The sequence below is a fragment of the Mesorhizobium hawassense genome (assembly GCF_003289945.1).
Taxonomy (GTDB): domain Bacteria; phylum Pseudomonadota; class Alphaproteobacteria; order Rhizobiales; family Rhizobiaceae; genus Mesorhizobium; species Mesorhizobium hawassense.
Window position 1 is genome coordinate 15,932 of the sequence record NZ_QMBP01000029.1, and the last position, 16,990, is coordinate 32,921.

At 62.3% G+C, this 16,990-nt stretch carries 18 protein-coding genes; 15 read left to right on the forward strand and 3 right to left on the reverse strand.

Annotation, left to right across the window (positions count from 1 at the left end; translation table 11 throughout):
• Positions 1–103: 103 nt before the first annotated feature.
• The gene (locus DPM33_RS33345; protein WP_245442630.1) at positions 104–511 is read left to right on the forward strand and encodes a hypothetical protein; all 408 of its coding nucleotides are present in this window, start codon (positions 104–106) and stop codon (positions 509–511) included.
• 47 nt (positions 512–558) lie between these two features.
• Positions 559–2,082: a radical SAM family RiPP maturation amino acid epimerase gene (locus DPM33_RS33350; protein ID WP_112101614.1), complete on the forward strand. Its 1,524-nt coding sequence runs from the start codon at positions 559–561 to the stop codon at positions 2,080–2,082.
• A gap of 327 nt (positions 2,083–2,409) precedes the next feature.
• On the opposite strand, the gene DPM33_RS37840 is transcribed toward DPM33_RS33350, so the two are convergent.
• Positions 2,410–2,490 (reverse strand): SEC-C metal-binding domain-containing protein, encoded by an 81-nt coding sequence (locus DPM33_RS37840; protein WP_112101650.1) that lies wholly within the window; start codon positions 2,488–2,490, stop codon positions 2,410–2,412.
• Positions 2,491–2,763: 273 nt separating this feature from the next.
• Between DPM33_RS37840 and DPM33_RS33365 the strand changes: the two genes are divergently transcribed.
• Positions 2,764–2,976: a helix-turn-helix domain-containing transcriptional regulator gene (locus DPM33_RS33365; protein ID WP_281004848.1), complete on the forward strand. Its 213-nt coding sequence runs from the start codon at positions 2,764–2,766 to the stop codon at positions 2,974–2,976.
• A 246-nt stretch (positions 2,977–3,222) separates the two neighbouring features.
• Here the strand turns inward: DPM33_RS33365 and DPM33_RS33370 are convergent, their stop codons facing one another.
• Entirely contained in the window at positions 3,223–4,875 is a 1,653-nt protein-coding gene (locus DPM33_RS33370) for an MFS transporter (protein ID WP_112101615.1), read from the reverse strand.
• A 371-nt stretch (positions 4,876–5,246) separates the two neighbouring features.
• On the opposite strand from DPM33_RS33370, the gene DPM33_RS33375 reads away from it, so the two are divergent.
• Positions 5,247–5,708 carry a Ros/MucR family transcriptional regulator gene (locus DPM33_RS33375; RefSeq protein WP_112101616.1) on the forward strand — a complete coding sequence of 154 codons (462 nt, stop codon included), beginning with the start codon at positions 5,247–5,249 and terminating at the stop codon, positions 5,706–5,708.
• A 172-nt stretch (positions 5,709–5,880) separates the two neighbouring features.
• Here the strand turns inward: DPM33_RS33375 and DPM33_RS33380 are convergent, their stop codons facing one another.
• Positions 5,881–6,093, reverse strand: a complete 213-nt coding sequence (locus DPM33_RS33380; protein WP_112101617.1) for a cold-shock protein — start codon at positions 6,091–6,093, stop codon at positions 5,881–5,883.
• A gap of 510 nt (positions 6,094–6,603) precedes the next feature.
• On the opposite strand from DPM33_RS33380, the gene DPM33_RS33385 reads away from it, so the two are divergent.
• The 11 genes from DPM33_RS33385 to DPM33_RS33435 all read left to right on the forward strand — a co-directional run bounded on the left by DPM33_RS33385 (position 6,604) and on the right by DPM33_RS33435 (position 16,945).
• A complete protein-coding gene (locus tag DPM33_RS33385; RefSeq protein ID WP_112101618.1) occupies positions 6,604–7,578 on the forward strand; it encodes an NUDIX hydrolase in 975 nt (324 codons plus the stop codon).
• A 53-nt stretch (positions 7,579–7,631) separates the two neighbouring features.
• Positions 7,632–8,606: a quinolinate synthase NadA gene (nadA, locus tag DPM33_RS33390; RefSeq protein ID WP_112101619.1), complete on the forward strand. Its 975-nt coding sequence runs from the start codon at positions 7,632–7,634 to the stop codon at positions 8,604–8,606.
• On the forward strand, positions 8,603–10,141 hold the full coding sequence (locus tag DPM33_RS33395; protein WP_112101620.1) for an L-aspartate oxidase: 1,539 nt from the start codon (positions 8,603–8,605) through the stop codon (positions 10,139–10,141). Before nadA ends, DPM33_RS33395 begins: the two co-directional genes overlap by 4 nt.
• Position 10,142: 1 nt before the next feature.
• Positions 10,143–11,024, forward strand: a complete 882-nt coding sequence (gene nadC, locus DPM33_RS33400; RefSeq protein WP_112101621.1) for a carboxylating nicotinate-nucleotide diphosphorylase — start codon at positions 10,143–10,145, stop codon at positions 11,022–11,024.
• Between the two features lie 132 nt (positions 11,025–11,156).
• Positions 11,157–11,354 carry a hypothetical protein gene (locus DPM33_RS33405; protein WP_112101622.1) on the forward strand — a complete coding sequence of 66 codons (198 nt, stop codon included), beginning with the start codon at positions 11,157–11,159 and terminating at the stop codon, positions 11,352–11,354.
• A 60-nt stretch (positions 11,355–11,414) separates the two neighbouring features.
• Positions 11,415–11,867: an aspartate 1-decarboxylase gene (gene panD, locus DPM33_RS33410; protein WP_112101623.1), complete on the forward strand. Its 453-nt coding sequence runs from the start codon at positions 11,415–11,417 to the stop codon at positions 11,865–11,867.
• 63 nt (positions 11,868–11,930) lie between these two features.
• On the forward strand, positions 11,931–12,929 hold the full coding sequence (bioB, locus tag DPM33_RS33415; protein WP_112101624.1) for a biotin synthase BioB: 999 nt from the start codon (positions 11,931–11,933) through the stop codon (positions 12,927–12,929).
• 11 nt (positions 12,930–12,940) lie between these two features.
• The gene (locus tag DPM33_RS33420; protein WP_112101625.1) at positions 12,941–14,068 is read left to right on the forward strand and encodes an 8-amino-7-oxononanoate synthase; all 1,128 of its coding nucleotides are present in this window, start codon (positions 12,941–12,943) and stop codon (positions 14,066–14,068) included.
• The gene (bioD, locus tag DPM33_RS33425) at positions 14,065–14,703 is read left to right on the forward strand and encodes a dethiobiotin synthase (protein WP_112101651.1); all 639 of its coding nucleotides are present in this window, start codon (positions 14,065–14,067) and stop codon (positions 14,701–14,703) included. Before DPM33_RS33420 ends, bioD begins: the two co-directional genes overlap by 4 nt.
• Complete coding sequence (locus DPM33_RS33430; RefSeq protein WP_112101626.1) at positions 14,700–15,965, forward strand: adenosylmethionine--8-amino-7-oxononanoate transaminase; 1,266 nt, start codon at positions 14,700–14,702, stop codon at positions 15,963–15,965. The genes bioD and DPM33_RS33430 overlap by 4 nt, the downstream gene beginning before the upstream one ends.
• Complete coding sequence (locus tag DPM33_RS33435) at positions 15,962–16,945, forward strand: beta-ketoacyl-ACP synthase III (RefSeq protein ID WP_112101627.1); 984 nt, start codon at positions 15,962–15,964, stop codon at positions 16,943–16,945. Before DPM33_RS33430 ends, DPM33_RS33435 begins: the two co-directional genes overlap by 4 nt.
• Positions 16,946–16,990: the final 45 nt, after the last annotated feature.

Consider the following 16,990-nt stretch of genomic DNA (forward strand, 5'->3'; position numbering starts at 1 on the left):
GTTGACGATGCGCTGCGGTCAGACAACACGCCAAATCAGAAATTCTTGAGTTGGTACGGGGCTTGCTTGGTCATAGCAGCTTCCGATCGCTTGTGAGAGCGAGATGGAGAGTTTGCCCACATTAAGCAAAAGGCGAATAGCTATGCCGCGAACTGAAGTAGAGCGATTCATCAATGATCTTGGAGCAAAAGGCAGTCCGCTCGCAAACCTCAAGCCACGCGCTGGAGGGCTTGCATCGATTGTAGCAATTGGAAAGAGCCTCGACTACGACATCACGCTTGCCGATATCAAAAGGCACATACGTGCCCACAGCCAAGGAAGGTTAAGTAAGAAGCTTCGCGCGATTGCAGCCCGCAAGCGTGGTTCGAGTGTTTCGACCAGCCTTGTACACACGGTCGCGTTGGCTGATTCCGGTTCACATTTACCCATGAGTCCTCTGCAAGTCGGGGAAAAGGCTGCAATCGTCGCGGTGGTCATCGTTATTGTAGTTGTTGTTGCGGTCGCCAGTTGATGAAATCTGGCTCTGACCGATTTGGCTCGGACGAGCCTGAAGAGAACATGAAAGCAAACCTCGTCGAGCATGAGATCATGCCATCAATCCGGCAAGGGGCCGCTTCAGCGGCTCGCCTGCACCCTCGCAGCGAAGTCTGGCGGCAAGTTTTTGACCGGCGCACGCCCGAGGAACGGCGCACGTTGCCTCACATCAAGCGCTTCATGGAGCGGCTGTCCGGCGATAGGAAGTTCCGTACGGCGCTTTCGGAGAACGTCGACAACCCTCGAATAGTGAGCGCGTGCTACGGCATCGAAGTTGACCCAATGCAGATACTGCCGCTCTGGTGCGGTGACTACGTGAAGTACCGCTTCAAGTCGGAGTCGGCCCCGTGGCCGCTGGCTGTGATGTGGGATGAGTATGTGCGCGAGATGTTGCGCCATCGAGACCTCGTGCGCCGCCAAGGCGAAATGTCGACGATCAACCCTCGCTTTCATGGCTGGCGCGAGCGCCAAATCCGGCGCTGTAATGACGAATTGGGCGAATTGGGGACATCGATCGCGCACCACACCATCGCATTCGAGCTGAGCGAAGGCTGCACCGTCGGTTGCTGGTTCTGCGGCCTCTCGGCGGATCGCTTCAAAGGTTACTATGAATATAGTGAGGAGCATGCTGAGTTTTGGCGCGGCGTGGTCGGTGCCGCAAGCGATATGTTTGGTCCGGCGGTCCGCACTGGCTTCTGCTACTGGGCTACAGATCCAAGCGACAACCCGGACTACGACCGTTTTCTGTTCGATTTCTATCAAATCACGGGCGAATTGCCACAAACGACGACGGCCGCCCCTCTAAAGGATCAAGCACTCACTAGGCGCGTGCTCGAACTGTTCGAACGCTACGGTCGCGTGCCGAATCGTTTCTCCGTACTAAGCACGAAACATCTCGATCAGATTCACGCGGCGTTTTCGCCCGAGGATTTGATGGGGGTCGAACTCATTTTGCAGGGCAAGCATGGGCGGACCGCAAAGGCTGTTGCCGGGCGCGTGCGCGAGCGAAAGGAGAAGCTCAGGGCAACCAACAAAGATGAAGCAACCCTCTTGCCGGAGGGCTATCCCACGACGATCGCCTGTGTTTCAGGCTTCCTCGTAAATATGCGGCAGGGGCGTTTGCAACTGGTGGCGCCGGTACCGAGTAGCGACCGCTGGCCTCTCGGGTACCGAATCGTGGCTCAACGTTTCTTCAGGTCACCCGACGAGTTCCGGGAAGGGCTTGAGAGCATCGTCGACGAGCATATGTTCGAAAGCCCACCTCCGGACCTGCCGATCCGCTTCCGCGAAGACCTGCAATACGAGGCAGGGAATGGTCACTTCCATCTGCGCTCACGCAATACTGAACATTGGGTGCTCGACGGGCTCGTTCCGATTTCCATTGGCCAACAAATCGCGTGCGGCGCCTATACCGCCTCGGAGCTGATTATGCAGGTCGCGACGGACGGAGCGAGCGCCCTTGCAGTCGCCGACCTGCTCGATCAGCTTTACGCGGCCGGGGTGATCGAGGAGGATCTCGACGATTTTTCCCTCGGCAGAATGGGATGACGCGCTGCAACCCGTTGGCCTCGGCATCCACGCGACAGCGGCATAGGCAGGACGACAATCATGAGGCGCGGCTAGCATCCACCAAGCGAAATTCGGTGGCCGGTTCGGCTGGAGAACCAAATGAGCTCTAAAAGGCTCTCTGATTGGGGTCGTTGAGGTTAAGCTCCTGCTGATGATTTTCCGGACCATGTCGCCCCGAGGGTCACGGTCGATGTTAGGCCGTCGCATGCTGGGTCAGCAGAGCGAGGCATATCAATCTGTCGAACGCTTAGGAGAGTTCGTCCCGGGATCGTGCCTGCTAACGAGATCGCCTTGCCCATCGTTCTATCAACGAAGCCGCCTGTGGCACCGTTTGTACTTGTCGCCTGATCCGCACGGGCATCGTTCGTGGCGCCCAATCTTCTGAATCGTTGCAGGGGCTCATTCCAACAGGGGGCGCCCGTTCTGCTTCAGTGCTGCAATCGGCTGGAGCAAACTTGGCGCAAGGACCCATTTGGGTGGCGGCCGGACCGCAAGAAGCTGCCGGATCAAAACGCCCGGTCGAGTAAGACGGTGATGTTGTGCGGCGGCATCAAGCGCACTCAGGACGCCGACATCTACCGGGCCTGTGGCTATTGGCGCCGCTGGCAGAGCCGTACCGATTGAAGGAGTGATGACAACGAAAGACCGTAGCCAGATGCAATGGCCGATCTGTTTCGAGACGATCCGGCGACGGCAGCCGCCACGCTTGATGCGATCCTGGCCGACGGCGATCAGGGTGAATTACTGGCGACGCTCCGACAGATGACCAAGGCGTTCGGCGGCGTCCCTGCCGTCGCCAATTCGGCCGAGCTTAACCTCACGCAACTCTACCCTACCCTTTCGGAGAAGGGAAACCAGAGCTACCCAGCCTGAGTGCGGTGCTTCGCACGATGGGCCGACGCCTGGCGGTGCAGCCACTTGGCCAGTCCGTGCCGCACGTCTGACCCTGATCTTGTGCGCGGCGAGCACCGGTTCGGCGGGCTTACGGCCGCCTGCCGGAGCCCGAAATATCCGGGCTGCCTCAACGTTCGGGGCCGGTTGGTCGGCTGCGTCAATTGCTCCAGGCCGGAATCCAGTACTTGATGATCAGTCACCATCCCCCTCCCGACTTCGACACGATCACCGCCGGAAAAAGAAGCTTCCCGACTCCTCCCGCCTACGAGCCGCCCCGGTCGGCCGCTCGATCGCAAGCCTGGTGCGGGGCGGAAGCTCTCCGACATGCAATTCGAGAAGGCGATGATCCACCTCCTTGTCCGCCCCGGTCAGGCGATGGTTGAGGCGAAGGTAGTCCATCCAAGTGGGCGTGCGGAATGTCTCTGTCCAATGCAACGGCTCCTGCAGATCGCGCTGAAGGTTCCAATGCCGAGCGCCGACTCGGCTTTGCACCCGGCGTCGTTCCCGCATCAGGTCCAGGAAAGCTTCGACATTGGCCTCCGGTATCGAGTACTCGATCTTGATGACGATCGGACCGCTTCTTGACTTTAAGTCGAGGGCGAGTGCTGGGGTTTCGAAGCCAAGAGAATCCTGGTCGGACTCTTTCCACTGGCGGATTGGGAGCAGCAATCCGGTGGCGGCAACCAACAGCAAAGCGGCAGCGGAGCTTTGAAGGGCCAATGTGAGAGAATAGGCATCGGCCACCACGCCCCAAAGCCAGCTGCCGGCCGCGATACCGCCCGACGCGAGGGCGGAGTAGATGGAAAGCGTGCGACCCACGACCCACCGCGGGCTCGACAATTGCACGCTCACGTCAAGTCCCGTCCAGGTGACGACCCAGCCTGCGCCGCCGAGTGTCAAGGCAATCGTCGCCACCACCAGCGAAGGCGTAAAGGCAAGAGCCAGGCAGCTGGCGGCGCAGGAGATGCATGCCAGTGTCGTCAGGCGCTCCTGCGACAGTGAGCGTCTCAGCGCATTGTTGGAAATGCCCGCGCACAAAGCGCCGGCGCCAAATCCAGCCATCAGGACACCATAGGCGATCGGCCCTCCCCCGAGCTGGTCCCGGGCAACCATTGGCAGCAGTGCCAGTATCGAGATGCTCGTCAGACCGAAAAGGAATCCCCGCGCGATTGCCGCCTTGATCTCTCCGGATAGCGCCGTGAAGCGGGCCCCGTCACGAATGGCCGTGGTCAACGGCTCACGGGGAAGAGGCGAAGCGCTACCGTTCCATTTGTAGAGTCCTATGGACCACAGCATCGCCAGATAGGTCAGCGTCGCCGCGGCGAAAGCCGTCAGCGGCCCGAACGAGGCGACAACGACGCCGCCGAGCGCCGGACCGATGCTTCGCATGGCATTGTAGCCGACCGAGATCAGCGTGACCGCGGCCGGAACTTCGCGCTTTCGCAGGATGTCGCCAACCGAGGCATGCCATGCCGGATCAGTGAACGCAGCGCCGCATCCGGCCAGGCAGCTGAAGGCGAGGATCAGCCACGGATTGTAATACCCCAGCCCGACAAGCGCGGTCAGCATGATCGACGACAAGGCGATCACGCACCAGCCTAGCGCCATGACAGTGCGGCGGCTAAAATTGTCGGCAATGGCCCCAGCGAAGATCGACAGAATGAATACGGGCAGCGTGGTGGAAGTCTGCACCAGGGCGACCATCACGTCCGAGGTCGTGATGGTCGCCATCAGCCAGCTGACCGCAACCGTCTGAAATAGCCAGCCTAGACCGGAAACCTGTGCGGCAAGCCAGATCGCCCGAAAGGTTGGGTTCTCCAGCGGCGCGAACGTCGCCGACGAAACGGAAGCCGCGTCTGCGCGCGCCACCCTACTCATTGAGCGAGGCCTTCTCTGTTCGCGAACACGTTTAGTTGGAGATTTCTCTCTTTGGCGCCCTTGCCCATGAAGAGTGGCAGGATCAGGGCGTTAACGGTGCCGAACCGAAGTAATTTTCGAAGGCTGCTTCAAAGCCAAAACGAAACCGTTCTGCTGGAAATACCTATCCATCACCAATGCGCCTGAGCGCCCCAGTCGATCACTCTACTGGAAACCTGAGCCGTGGCGATGTGTCTATTCACGCGCGTATGCGCGTGCCCGCTCTGAGAAGACCGTATTGAGGGGATAGAACGCAACTTTCATTGCGTTCGGTGACTGCCTTCATTAATCAAGCTAATTCTTGCAGAAGCCATCAAAATCAGGAGCATTCCGTGACAGAAGAAATCGAGAACAATAGTGATGCCCTCATCGAGCTTACCGCCGACGTCGTATCGGCTTACGTCTCGAACAATCCGGTCCCCGTAGGCGATCTTCCGGGTCTGATCGACCAGGTGCATGCCGCCTTAAAAGGCACGATCGGCGGCCCGGTCGTGAAGCCTGAGGAGCTTAAGCCTGCCGTTCCCATCAAGAAATCGGTCACGCCCGACTACATCATCAGCCTGGAGGACGGAAAAAAGTTCAAGTCGCTGAAGCGGCATCTTTCAACCCACTATGGTCTGACGCCTGAAGAATACCGCGCCAAGTGGGGCCTGCCGGCAGATTACCCGATGGTTGCCCCGAATTATGCTGCAGCTCGCTCTGCTTTAGCCAAGACCCTGGGCCTGGGTCGAAAGCCTGATCAGGCCGAACAGGCCGCACTGGCAAAGAGGGCCCGCAAAAACGGCGCCCCCTGAGCGTTGTTCGGGCGCGCTGACTCGAAAGACGGGGAGTTTTGCACTACGTTCCCCGGCCTGCAACAATTTGCGCGAGGCTCCCATCGACTTCATGCACGCACGATTTCATTGCGGTGGTCGGTAGAGGCTCGCCGTCGGGCGGCTGTTGCGCCATGCGCAACAAGCCGTCAGCTCACTTTACTTTGCTGAGATTGCCGGCTGAGGATTTCCCGGTTCGGCGGTCCTGCTCGATCTCGTAATTGACCTTTTGGCCGTCAGCGAGAGTCGACAGACCCGATCGCTCCACAGCGGAAATGTGGACAAAAACGTCCGGGCCGCCCGCATCGGGTTGGATGAAGCCGAAGCCCTTCGTGCTGTTGAACCACTTCACCGTGCCAGTTGCCATCCATTTTTCCTTTGTATCGGTTGCAGCGTTGGTTTGCCCAAGCCAGTTAACATTCTAACTCGGGGATAGGGGCAGCAAAAGCGAGAAATCGCAGGCCCCCTGGATTGCCAGGAGGAAAATCAACTGCCCGATACCGGCTGTGAACGCTGAACTACTGCTTTGTCCCTTGGCTGCAACGGCTCGCCATGACCGGACTGTTAGTCCAAAAGCGTCGCGCCAGCCAGGATGGCGAAACTTCGCTATGACGCGCATATCGAGAATGCCGACCATGCGCGTTGCACCTTGGCTAGACCGCCTCAACGTGTTCATTGCGCTCGCCGTCTCTTCACGGTCGGCAAAAAGATCTGGCCTTCCCTTGCGTTACCTGCCGCTAGTGTCGCGTTTGGACCAGTTTTGTGCAAATGCCAGCACCAAAAGACTGCACGCCGTTGACGCGCGGCCCGGCATGGTACACGTTGATTAAATCGGTTTAGCCGCGTCGCCTCACAGAGGACGGCAACGTTCTGCAACATGCACGACCAAGCAACACCAAAAAAAAATAGCAACGCTCGGGGAGGCCGCGACATCAACCTGGACTTGATCGCGGTTGTCGCTGCCGTGACCGACCGCGAACCTTGTGTTCTCACCATCGGGCAACAGGACGCCCTGCCCTCCGGTCCGTTCGCGCTCAGTCACCGATCGTTGCAATCCGGCCTAAGGGACTGGGTCGAACAACAGACAGGCCATCCGCTGGGCTATATCGAGCAGCTCTATACGTTCGCCGACGGTGACCGCATCGAGGCTGGGCGCAAACAGCGCAACATCTCGATCAGCTATCTCGCGCTGACCCGGCAGGAAGCTGTGGCGGTGTCACGCAAATCCCACTGGAAAAGCTGGTATGAGTATTTTCCCTGGGAAGACCATCGAGCCGGCACGCCGGAGGCGCTGAATGTCTTGCGGCCGCGCCTGATGGCCTGGGCGAAGGGCGCCAGCAGCGCTGCGACGCGACGCGAACGCCGGCAGCGTGTCGCGATTGCCTTCGCCTTCGACGATCGCCCTTGGAACGAGGATCTTACGCTCCAGCGCTACGAGCTGCTCTATGAAGCTGCGTTGGTCAAAGAGTCCGGGGTGAAACCAGAGCCCACTCTATCGGTAGCCGTGTCAGGCAAGGCGATGGTCTGCGATCATCGCCGGATCCTTGCGACTGGCATCGCTCGGCTGCGTTCCAAGATCAAATACCGTCCGGTCGTCTTTGAGCTAATGCGAGCGAGCTTCACCCTGCTCCATCTGCAGCAAACCGTGGAAGCGCTGGCTGGCCGACTCATCAACAAGCCGAACTTCCGCAGGCTCGTCGAGCAGCAGGAACTGGTCGAAGAAACAGGCGAAACTGCCCTCGACACGGGCGGGCGGCCGGCGAAGCTCTTTCGCTTCCGTCGCAATGTCCTCGATGACCGGGCAGTCGCCGGAACAAAATTGCCGCTCTCGCGGGGCTTGACACCTTTATAGTCGACCTAGATATATGCCGCTTATTGTCAGCCGGAACATAAGCGGAGGCGCGGATGATCGGCGCGTTACCTACGGCCGCGTCGCTCTACGAGCGCGTCCGACGAGTGATCCCGCCAATCGAATGGCAGGCCTTTGCCGACGACATCGAGGCCATTCTGGCGCTGAAGCGTGAGCGCAGCGCCGTCATCCTGGCGCATAATTATCAGACGCCAGAGATCTTCCACTGTGTTGCCGACATCGTCGGCGATAGTCTGGCGCTGGCGCGCAAGGCAATGACGGTCGATGCGGACGTGATCGTGGTCGCCGGCGTGCATTTCATGGCCGAGACCGCCAAGCTTCTCAACCCGGACAAAACCGTGCTTATTCCGGATCTCGGTGCCGGCTGTTCGTTGGCCGACTCGATCACGCCCGAGGACGTGCGACTGATGCGGCAGCGCTATCCTTCCGCTCCAGTCGTCACCTACATCAACACCTCTGCCGCCGTGAAGGCCGAGTCCGACATCTGCTGCACATCCGGAAACGCGCTTGCGGTGGTGAAGTCGCTCAACGCGCCACGCGTCATCATGCTGCCCGACGAATATCTGGCAAAAAACATCGCGGCGCAGACCAAGGTTGAGATCATCGCCTGGAAGGGACGCTGCGAGGTACATGAGCGCTTCAGTGCCACCGACATACGTGAGCTAAGGGATGCGCATCCGGGCGTGACGGTGCTCGCTCATCCCGAGTGTCCGCCAGAAGTGGTCGCCGAGGCCGACTTCGCCGGCTCGACGGCGGCGATGTCCGACTATGTCGGACGGTATAAGCCGGCGCGCGTCGTGCTGATGACGGAGTGCTCGATGAGCGACAATGTCGCTGTCGACCATCCCGAAGTCGACTTCGTGCGCCCATGCAATCTCTGCCCTCACATGAAGCGCATCACGCTTCGTAACATACGCGCAGCGCTCGAGCAGAACGGCCACATCGTCACGATCGATCCGGGTGTCGCCGAGCGCGCCCGCTGGGCCGTCGAGCGCATGCTCTTCGTATGACCACCTACGTCCATGACATTGGCGGGGCGCCGGTCATCATCGGCGCTGGCCTCGCCGGACTGATGACGGCATTGCATCTGGCGCCACAACCAGTCGTCCTCCTCTCCAGGACGCCACTTGGGACGAATGCCTCGAGCACACTCGCGCAGGGCGGGCTCGCGGCAAGTCTGGGCGAGGACGACAGCCCTGATCTTCACCTCGCCGATACCCTTGCCGCGGGTGATGGGCTTTGCGACGAAGAAATGGCAAGGCGCGTGGTCGAGGCCGCGCCTCAAGCTGTCAAGAACCTCATTCGTCTTGGTGCTCCCTTCGATCGCGCTTTGGACGGACAACTGCGGCTCGGCCTGGAGGCAGCCCATTCAAGGCGACGGATCGTCCACGCCGCGGACGCCACAGGTCATGAGTTGTTCCATGCACTGCTCGCCGTGGCGCGGCGAACCCATTCGATCACAATCATGGAAGGCGCGACAGCCCTTCGCCTGGTCGTTGCGGAAGGCCGCATTGTGGGCTTGTTGGCCGTCCTGGACAGTGGCGTGTTCGCATTGCCCACCCGTCGTGTAGTGCTGGCGACCGGCGGCATCGGCGGCCTCTTCTGCGACACCACCAATCCGCTTGCCTCATTCGGTCACGGCCTTGCGCTCGCTGCCTGCGCCGGCGCGGAACTCTCTGATCTGGAATTTGTGCAGTTCCACCCGACCGCGCTCGATAGTCCGCGCCGGCCGATGCCACTCATGAGCGAAGCGGTGCGCGGCGAAGGGGCTGTGCTGGTCGACGAACATGGCGATCGCTTCCTGACCGACACGCCCGGCGCCGAGCTCGCGTCGCGCGACGTGGTCGCACGTGCGATCGCCGATCAGCTCGCCAGCGGGCATCGTGTCTATCTCGACGCCAGGCAATGTCTCGGGCAGAAATTCGCAAAGCGCTTTCCAACAATCGACGCTGCTTGCAAGCAGGCCGGCATTGATCCCGCCGTCAAGCCTATTCCCGTTCGTCCGGCGGCGCACTACCACATGGGCGGCGTTGCAGTGGACGCCGAAGGGCGCAGTTCCGTCCCGGGGCTGTGGGCGTGCGGCGAAGTGGCTCGTACGGGACTGCACGGGGCAAACCGCCTGGCCAGCAACTCCTTGGCCGAACTGGTTGCGACCGCCGCCTGGGTGGCAGGGTGTGTCGCGGGCACTTCCGCAGGCTGGCAGTGGCCCAGGATGCCCGCGATGGTAGCCGTGCGACCCGACCCGTCATCCATACGACAGGTGGTCTCCAATGCGCTCGGTATTGTCCGCAAGGGCAAGGCATTGCGCGAGGCGGTCGCGGACCTGCTGCCGATCGCCGTCGGGCACACGGAGGCTGCGGACCCGGCGCTTGTTGCGCTGCTGATCGCGACCGCAGCCCTTCGGCGCGAGGAAAGCCGCGGTTCGCACTACCGGTCGGATTTTCCGAGCCGCAATCCGCAAGCCCTGCCCTCGCGGCTGACGCTTTGCACTGCCTTTGAGAGCGCCGTCTCGCTCAACTGGCTGAGATCCGAACGGAGATGCTGACATGAGTTCCCTTGCACCACTTCCCCAGATCATCATGGAGCCGATCGTGCGCGGTGCCCTGCTCGAAGATCTGGGCAGAGCTGGCGACATCACCAGCGATGCCATCATCCCCGCCGATTGCAAGGCAACGCTGGCGTTGAATGCCCGCCAGGCCGGCGTGGTCGCCGGGCTTGATCTGGTGATGTTCGCCTTTCTGCTGGTCGATCCTGGGATCAACATGCAGTTGCGCTGCCCGGAGGGCGGCAAGGTTTCGGCGGGAGAAACCATTGCAATTGTAACCGGGCCGGCGCGCAGTCTGCTTACGGCCGAGCGGACGGCACTCAATTTCCTGTGCAAGTTGAGCGGCATCGCAACGGCGACAGCCGCGCTCGTCAATGCGGTGCGTGGACATAACGCAAAGATTGTGTGCACGCGAAAAACGACACCGGGCCTGCGTGTCCTGGAAAAGTATGCCGTGCGCGCCGGCGGCGGCGCAAACCACCGCTTCGCGCTCGATGACGCCGTGCTCATCAAGGACAATCATATTGCGATTGCCGGCGACATCCGCACCGCAATCGAGCGGGCGCGTAGCGCCATCGGCCACATGGTCAAGATCGAAGTCGAGGTCGACACGCTGGGCCAGCTTGAGATGGCGCTCGCGGCGGGGGTCGACGCCGTGCTCCTCGACAATATGTCGGTCGAGGATCTAACGCAGGCCGTGGCCATGGTCGGCGGCCGCGCGATCACTGAGGCCTCGGGCCGGATCACGCGGGCCAGCGCCGCGGCAATTGCGGCGACCGGGGTCGACCTTATCTCCGTCGGCTGGCTCACCCACAGCGCTCCGATCCTCGATATCGGTCTGGACGTGCGGGTCGATGGCAATTGCAGTCGGCGCTTGAACTGAGGGTAGGACCCGTGGAGCGAATTTTGCGGCGGCGGCCAAGTCGCGAATTGGCCACCCGCGACTTAGGTCGCTCCTCAAACCATGGCGCAACTGCGTTGCCATGCGATGACTTTGAACTGGCAAGGGGAAGTTATGACGGACAATGACCAAACAACAAGGCGCGGCGAAGCACTCGGCGTCATCGTCTGCCGGCTCGATGAGCTGCGCCAGCTGGCCGCCGCGCAGGGGCTGGAGTTTCTCGGCTACCTTCTGGACGTCGCTTTCAATGAGTCATGCGACGCTATCAGAAGGGAGCGTTCAGCCGCTCACGGCCCAGAAAAGACGGGCTAGCGTTACATTGCCGTTGATCCAGGGCCCATAGGCAGGATCGAAGTCGTTTGGGAGGAAGGGATGCGCAAGATCGTTGCCGGCAAGCTGCACGGCATCCATGTCACCGAGGCCAATCTCGACTATCACGGCTCGATCACGCTCGATCCCGACCATTGCGAGGAGGCAGGCATCCTGCCGATGGAATTCGTCGAGATCTGGAACAAGAATTCGGGCGCGCGCATCTCGACCTACGTGATCCTCGGTGAGCGCGGATCGCGCTGCTGCATCCTCAACGGCGCCGCGGCCCGCACCTGCCAACCTGGTGACCAGGTCATCATCTGCAATTCCGTCTATGCGCACGAGCGGGAACTGACCACGCTCAAGCCGCGCGTGCTCACCTTCGACAAGGAGAACCGCGTCGTTGACCGTGTGACATATTCGGTCGAGCGCGATGCAGGCGGAGGTTACAGCTTTTCCATACTCAATGAAGCCAACAAGGTCCTGCCCGTGCCGGCGCTGGTAGCCAGATCCTGACAGGCATTCTCGCCTGTTTCTCTTTGCGACAAAGGGCCGGAACTTTCTAGAATTGGAGACGGCATGAACCTCGAACCGCAATGGAATGACGACCCGGTTGCGACCAGTCGGTCCTCCACCCGATGGAGCCGTGAAACAGCACAGGTCGTCTACGACCTGCCCTTCAACGATCTGCTTTTTCGGGCCCAGACGATCCATCGTGAAAATTTCGATCCCAACCGGGTGCAGCTGTCGCGCCTGCTTTCGATCAAGACCGGCGGCTGCCCCGAGGACTGCGGCTATTGCAGCCAGTCTTCGCATCACCAGTCCGGCCTCAAGGCTTCGAAGCTGATGGAGGCCGAGCGCGTCATCGCGGAAGCGACGAAGGCACGCGACGCGGGCGCGACGCGCTATTGCATGGGGGCGGCCTGGCGCAGCCCCAAGGAGCGCGACATGGACGCCGTGGTCGCCATGGTCGAGGGCGTGAGGGCTCTCGGCATGGAGACCTGCATGACGCTCGGCATGCTCGACCTCGATCAAGCGCAAAGGCTCAAGCGAGCCGGGCTCGACTACTACAACCACAACATCGACACCTCCGAGCGCTACTATAGCGAGGTCATCTCGACACGGACCTTTGCCGACCGGCTGGATACACTTGCCAATGTCCGCGACGCGGGCATCAAGGTCTGCTGCGGCGGCATCGTCGGCATGGGCGAGGAGAAGGCTGACCGCATCGATATGCTGGTAACTTTAGCCAACCTGCCGGAGCCGCCCGACAGCGTGCCGATCAACATGCTGATCCCGATCGAGGGCACGCCGCTCGGCGAGGCAGAACCGATCGAGCCGATCGAATTCGTGCGCACCATTGCGCTAGCCCGCATCATGATGCCGAAGTCGCATGTGCGGCTTTCGGCCGGCCGCACGGCGATGAGCGACGAGATGCAGGCGCTGTGCTTCTTCGCCGGCGCCAACTCCATCTTCGTCGGCGACACCTTGCTGACCGCCGACAACCCCGGTGAAGACAAGGATAGCGCGCTGTTTCGCCGCCTGGGCATCAAGCCGATGGAACGTCAGAGGCGGTGAGCGGGCGCGCTATGCTCGAGCGCTACGAGGCGACCTTGAGCGGTCTTGCCCGCAGAAGCCGGCTGCGTTCGCTGAGCAGCCGGTCAGGTCTGGACTTCGCCTCCAACGACTATCTCGGCCTCGCACGCTCGAAGCGCATGGCCGACGCGGTCGCGGCCGCACTCGCCGCCGGCACGCCCGTCGGGGCGACCGGCTCGCGGCTGCTGCGCGGCAATGACCCCGAACACGAGGCGCTCGAAGCCAAAGCCGCCGACTTCTTCGGTGCCGAGCGCGCGCTGTTTTTCGGCGGCGGCTATGTCGCCAATTTCGCGTCGCTCACGACCTTGCCCCAGAAGGGCGATCTGATCGTGCTGGACGAGCTCATCCATGCCAGCGCGCACGAGGGCGCGCGAGCCGGCCGCGCCGAAGTCGTGGAGACCGCACACAATGATGCGGGCGCGGTGGATGACGCCATTGTCGCTTGGCGCCTCATGGGCGGAACTGGCCGGCCGTGGATCGTGGTCGAGAGCCTGTACAGCATGGACGGCGATCTCGCTCCGCTCGGAGAGCTCACTGAGATCGCGGACCGCCACGACGCATTCCTGTTCGTCGACGAAGCGCATGCCACCGGCGTCTATGGCGCGGATGGGCGCGGTCTCGCGCACGATCTCGAAGGCCGCGACAATGTCGTGGTGCTGCACACCTGCGGCAAGGCGCTGGGCGCATCCGGCGCGCTGGTTACCGCGCCTGCGGTACTTTGTGACTATCTCGTCAACCGCTGCCGGCCCTTCATCTATGCCACGGCGCCCTCACCGCTGATGGCGGTAGCGACGGCTACGGCCCTCGACATCGTCGCTCACGAGCCGGATCGCCGCCAGCGGTTGGCGCGGCTGGTCGCGCTTGCAGGCAGGAAGGCCGAGGCACTGGGCTTGCCTGCGAGCGGCTCGCAGATCCTGCCGATCATCGTCGGCGACAATGCCCGCGCCATGGCGCTGGCAGCGGCCCTGCAGTCGCGCGGTTTCGACGTGCGCGGCATCCGCCCGCCGACCGTGCCCGAGGGCACGGCAAGGCTCAGGATCTCCCTGACGCTGAATGTCGGTGAGGCCGACGTTTCGGCACTGTTCGATGCTCTTGCCGCAGAATGGAAGCGCCCGCCATGACGGTACAGATTGTCATCACCGGAACCGACACCGGGATCGGCAAGACAGTGTTCGCGGCTGGCCTTACCGCGCTGCTCGACGGCATCTACTGGAAGCCGGTGCAGTCAGGCACCGCCTCAGAGACAGACAGCGAAATCGTCTCCCTCCTCGCAGGGCTGTCTGCCGATCGGGTGTTGCCGGAAGCCTGGCGCCTTACCGAGCCGCTGTCACCGCACCGGGCGGCCGAATTGGACGGCGTGGAAATCGACGCGCTTGCACTTGCTCTGCCGCCGACCGAGCGCCCACTTATTGTGGAAGGTGCCGGCGGGTTGATGGTGCCGCTCAACAGACACACACTTTACATCGACGTCTTCGCGCGGTGGAATGCGCCGGTGATACTCTGCGCCCGCACCGCGCTCGGCACCATCAATCACACGCTGCTTTCCATTGAAGCTCTTCGCGCCCGCTCGATACCGCTGCTTGGCGTGGTGTTCATCGGCGACCTCGTGGTCGATACGCAAAAAACGATCGTCCAGATGGGCAAGGTGCGCGTGCTGGGTCGCCTCCCATTCCTGCGGTCGCTGACGCCGGGAACACTGTCCGCTAGCATGCAGGAACTATTCAGGGCCGCCGACTTCATCGGAGCTAGTCGATGAGCAACTCCGCCGTCTGGCATCCCTTCACCCAACATGCCACCGAACCGGTGCCGCCGACGATCGCGCGCACCGAGGGTGCCTATGTCGAGACGCGCGACGGCAAGCGCATCCTCGATGCGATCTCGTCGTGGTGGGTCATCACCCATGGCCATCGGCATCCGAAGATCGTGGAGGCGATCCGCCGCGCGACTGAGACGCTCGACCAGGTGATCTTCGCCGGCCTCAGCCACGAGCCGGCCGAACGCTTGGCCTCGGCGCTGGTCGAGATGGCGCCGGCGGGCCTCGACTGGGTGTTCTATTCCGACAGCGGCTCGACCAGTGTCGAGGTGGCGTTGAAAATGGCGCTAGGGTTTCATCGCAACTCCCGCGCGCCGCGCTCGCGCATCGTCGTCATGGAACACAGTTATCACGGCGACACCATCGGCACGATGAGCGTCGGTGCGCGCGGCGTCTTCAACGCCGCCTACGAGCCGCTGCTATTCGAAGTCGACACCATTCCCTTCCCCGCCGCAGGCCGGGAGCAGGAAACGCTCGACGCCTTCGAACGACTGGCGCGTGACCGCAAAGTTGCCGCGCTGATCGTCGAGCCGCTGGTGCTCGGCGCCGGCGGCATGCTGATGTACCCGGCTTCAATCCTCGCCGAGCTCAAGCGCATTGCCGAGCGCTCCGAAACACTTTTCATCGCCGATGAGGTCATGACCGGCTGGGGCCGCACCGGCACCATGTTCGCCTCCGAACAGGCGGCGATCGCGCCCGACATATTGTGTACCTCCAAGGGGCTGACGGGCGGCTCGCTGCCGCTTGCGGCGACGCTTGCCACCGATGCGATCTTCCGCGCGCATTACTCCAGCGATCGGGCCAGGACCTTCTTCCATTCGAGTTCCTACACTGCAAACCCGATCGCCTGCGCGGCAGCGCTGGCCAATGTCGGCATCTGGAACGACGAACCAGTAGCCGAGCGCGTGACCGCGCTGTCGCGGATGCAGGCGGAAAAGGTTGCGCGGTTCAACGGGGATCCGCGTTTCGAGAATGTGCGCACGGCCGGCACCATCGCCGCGCTCGACCTCAGCGTCGGCAGTGCTGGCTATCTGGCCGAGGTCGGGCCGAAGCTGCGCGCCTTCTTCCTCGATCGCGGATTGCTGGTGCGACCGCTCGGCAACGTCATCTACGTGCTGCCGCCCTATTGCGTGACATCGGGCGAACTCGACCGCCTCTACGCGGCAATAGACGAGGCGGGCGGGCTGGCGGGCACTAGCCGATGAACCGCACGGCGCGCATCATCGGCCTTGGCCATCACGTGCCGGCCCGAAAAGTCGGCAACGCCGAGATCGAGGCAAGCCTCGGGCTGGAGGCAGGCTGGATCGAGGGGCGCACCGGCATCCGCACGCGTTTCTGGGCGGAGCCCGACGACACGCTTTCCGGACTGGCGGCCAAGGCAGGCGAGATGGCGGTGCAGGCAGCCGGCATCGATCGCAAGGAGATCGGCCTGCTTTTGCTCGCAACGTCGACGCCTGATCATCTCTTGCCCCCGAGCGCGCCGCTGGTGGCGCACAGGCTCGGCCTCCAAAAGGCCGGCGGGGTCGACCTGGCGGGCGCCTGCGCGGGGTTCATCTACGCCATGACCTTCGCCGATGGCTTCGTGCGCCTGCACAACAAGCCAGCCATCGTGATTGCCGCCAACATTTTGAGCCGTCGGATCAATCCGGCCGAGCGTGCGAGCGCCGTGCTGTTCGCCGATGGCGCAGGTGCGGTGGTGCTTGCCCCCTCCAGCGATCCCGGCCACGGCATTCTCGGCTCGTCTTTTGCCTCGGATGGATCCGCCTACGGCCTGATCAACATCCCGGCGGGCGGCAGCAACCGTCCGTTCGCGCAAGAAATCGACATTGCCGAAACCCGCATGACCATCGCGAACGGCCGCGACGTCTTCGCCAAGGCGGTGGAGATGATGAGCCGCTGCTCCGTCGAGGCGCTGGAAGCGGCCGGCCTTTCAGCGCCGGAGATCGCCCGTTTCGTGCCGCACCAGGCGAATGCCCGCATCTTCAACGCGGTCGGCAAGTCGCTTGGCATCGACGATGAGCGCATCATCAAGACCATTGTCGACCATGGCAACTCGTCGGCGGCGACGATCCCTCTGTCGCTGTCGGTCGCCCACAATGCCAATCCCTTTCGACCAGGCGAGAAGCTGCTGCTGGCAGCCGCCGGCGCAGGCCTTACCGGCGGGGCGCTGGTGGTTGGCTTTTAGGCCGGCAGATCCCCCGCCGCACCCGGTGCAACGCAGCGCCAACAA

Coding starts and splice junctions, on each gene's coding strand:
- DPM33_RS33345 (WP_245442630.1), top strand. CDS start 104: ATGGAGAGTTTGCCCACATTAAGCAAAAGGCGAATAGCTATGCCGCGA.
- DPM33_RS33350 (WP_112101614.1), top strand. CDS start 559: ATGAAAGCAAACCTCGTCGAGCATGAGATCATGCCATCAATCCGGCAA.
- DPM33_RS33365 (WP_281004848.1), top strand. CDS start 2,764: ATGGCCGATCTGTTTCGAGACGATCCGGCGACGGCAGCCGCCACGCTT.
- DPM33_RS33370 (WP_112101615.1), bottom strand. CDS start 4,875: ATGAGTAGGGTGGCGCGCGCAGACGCGGCTTCCGTTTCGTCGGCGACG.
- DPM33_RS33380 (WP_112101617.1), bottom strand. CDS start 6,093: ATGGCAACTGGCACGGTGAAGTGGTTCAACAGCACGAAGGGCTTCGGC.
- DPM33_RS33385 (WP_112101618.1), top strand. CDS start 6,604: ATGCACGACCAAGCAACACCAAAAAAAAATAGCAACGCTCGGGGAGGC.
- nadA (WP_112101619.1), top strand. CDS start 7,632: ATGATCGGCGCGTTACCTACGGCCGCGTCGCTCTACGAGCGCGTCCGA.
- DPM33_RS33395 (WP_112101620.1), top strand. CDS start 8,603: ATGACCACCTACGTCCATGACATTGGCGGGGCGCCGGTCATCATCGGC.
- nadC (WP_112101621.1), top strand. CDS start 10,143: ATGAGTTCCCTTGCACCACTTCCCCAGATCATCATGGAGCCGATCGTG.
- DPM33_RS33405 (WP_112101622.1), top strand. CDS start 11,157: ATGACGGACAATGACCAAACAACAAGGCGCGGCGAAGCACTCGGCGTC.
- panD (WP_112101623.1), top strand. CDS start 11,415: ATGCGCAAGATCGTTGCCGGCAAGCTGCACGGCATCCATGTCACCGAG.
- bioB (WP_112101624.1), top strand. CDS start 11,931: ATGAACCTCGAACCGCAATGGAATGACGACCCGGTTGCGACCAGTCGG.
- DPM33_RS33420 (WP_112101625.1), top strand. CDS start 12,941: ATGCTCGAGCGCTACGAGGCGACCTTGAGCGGTCTTGCCCGCAGAAGC.
- bioD (WP_112101651.1), top strand. CDS start 14,065: ATGACGGTACAGATTGTCATCACCGGAACCGACACCGGGATCGGCAAG.
- DPM33_RS33430 (WP_112101626.1), top strand. CDS start 14,700: ATGAGCAACTCCGCCGTCTGGCATCCCTTCACCCAACATGCCACCGAA.
- DPM33_RS33435 (WP_112101627.1), top strand. CDS start 15,962: ATGAACCGCACGGCGCGCATCATCGGCCTTGGCCATCACGTGCCGGCC.